Below are 1835 nucleotides of genomic sequence, written 5' to 3'. Positions count from 1 at the left end.
AGCCGCCCGTGAGGGGCGGCGCAAAAGTGCAGAGAAACGGGATGACGATGACTGCCAGCACAGATGTCCGCGAGGAGCATCAGTATCAAAATCCGGTGCGCCCGGAGATTCTCCCCATGTCGGACAATCCTTACGAGGACTTCCGCTACTTCTACCGCGACGGGATGCCGCTGCGACCGGCGCCGAAGCGTCGCGTGAAGCGCCCCGGCTGGTCGAAGCTGCGCCACAACCTCTTTGACCGGTGGCACACGGTGGCCGACGCCTGGGAGGGCTACGACAGCTTCCAGACCAAGCTGCTGGATGACCATATGTGGCAGACCGACGAGACCGGCTCGAAGTTGGCCGAGGCGTTCAAGCGCGATGGCGCCGAGAAGTCCCGCGCGGACTTCGAGCAGGCGCTCAACAGCGGAATCGACACGGTGGCCGACCCGTCGCCGGAGCTCGTGGAGTTCTTCGCCGAGGTAGACAACATCCCGGAGTGGATCGACCTTGAGGCCGCGGAGCGTGGCCGCATCGCCTACTACAACGTGACGCCGTCGGCAGAGCTGCTCTCTATCGGGTTCGCCTACTGGGCCACCACGATGGAGGACCGTACCTCCGCGGCGACGGGCGAGACAGCGATGTTTGAGATCGAGTCCTTTACTCGCATCATCGAGACGGTGAAGTTCTTCGTTGACCTGGGCAAGAAGGGCGTGTTCGACCGCTACAGTGACGGCCTCAAAGCAGCGGTGCGCGTGCGCCTGCTGCACGCGCAGGCAAACCGAGGCCTGGAAAAGCTGTGGGGTCCTGAGCACTACAACGAATTCGGTCGCCCGATCGGCTCATCGTTCCTCGTCTCCGGCGAAGGCTGGTTCGCCCTCATGCCGATCGGCGTGGACGAGTTCTTCGGGCGCCCACACACGGGCGAGGAGTGGGACGACGTCGCCATGTACTGGGCGTGGGTCCTGCACCTCATGGGCGCCGAGGAGCGCCTGATCCCGAAGACGGGCGACGAGATGCGCAAGATGACCGACTTCATCTACGCCAACGGCGGCTACTCCTCCGATTACCACGTGCGCGTCGCCACCGCGCTCATGGGCATTCTGGAAGACCTTGATCCGAAGATGCCGGGGCAGGTGCTCGGTGCGCTGTCGCTGATCATCGGCGACGAGGACACGAAGTTCATGGTCAAGGGGTCGCGCTTCGAAGGGACCCCGTACCTGCACTGGAAGATCGCATTCCTGCTCAAGGCGAAGTCCGAGGCGGTCATCTACCGCCTGCTGGACAAGCTGCCGGGTGCGCAGGCCAAGAAGGCCAAGAAGGCCGGAGAGGGCAAGCCGCCGTGGTCTGACGTTTTCCAGCAGATCGAGGACTACGTGGCCGAGAAGGCCCCGGACGTCAAGGCCGAGTACAAGCTGCACGACACATCCAAGGAAGGCCTGCGCTAACCCCGCGCTGCCACACCCAACTACAAGGAGACCCATCATGACCCAGACCTTTACTGAAAACCCGCTCGCGCAGGACCACTACGACCGCTCCGAGTGGCCGTCGGCGCGCGGCGACCGTGACGCTTTCGCTGCAAAGTTCGGCGAAGCCCGCGCGCAGCGCTTTGAGCAGGCGTTTTGGGCGAGCGATCCCATTGCGGATGCGCTGTTTACCAGCGGCCACAAGAGCAAGGAGATCATGCCGAACCTGCGCGAGGCACTCGCGCGCGGCGAGGCGACCGATTCCACGCTGCCCGAGGTCAAGGCGCTTATCGACGACATGAACGCGGCCCTCGACGGCGTCGACTGGGAGCGCCTCGAGCGCGGACAGCAGGCGGCGCTGGCGATCCCGGTGCTTGCGCAGAACCTGTC

General features: G+C 64.3%; 1 protein-coding gene and 1 pseudogene. Both read left to right on the top strand.

Annotated features, from left to right (window positions below; genetic code table 11):
- Window positions 1-47 precede the first annotated feature (47 nt).
- Window positions 48-1427 (top strand): oxygenase MpaB family protein, encoded by a 1380-nt coding sequence (locus tag EAW56_RS11980; protein ID WP_244213435.1) that lies wholly within the window; start codon window positions 48-50, stop codon window positions 1425-1427.
- Window positions 1428-1464: 37 nt separating this feature from the next.
- A pseudogene (locus EAW56_RS11975) lies at window positions 1465-1835 on the top strand (hypothetical protein); the annotation flags it as partial.

Source organism: Corynebacterium gottingense (assembly GCF_003693265.1).
Classification (GTDB): Bacteria; Actinomycetota; Actinomycetes; order Mycobacteriales; family Mycobacteriaceae; genus Corynebacterium; species Corynebacterium gottingense.
The sequence above is the reverse complement of the archived record's forward strand: the minus strand, read 5'-3'. Positions and strand labels throughout refer to the sequence as shown.

Excerpts from the sequence above, each read along its gene's own strand:
- EAW56_RS11980 (WP_244213435.1), top strand. The coding sequence starts at position 48 with ATGACTGCCAGCACAGATGTCCGCGAGGAGCATCAGTATCAAAATCCG.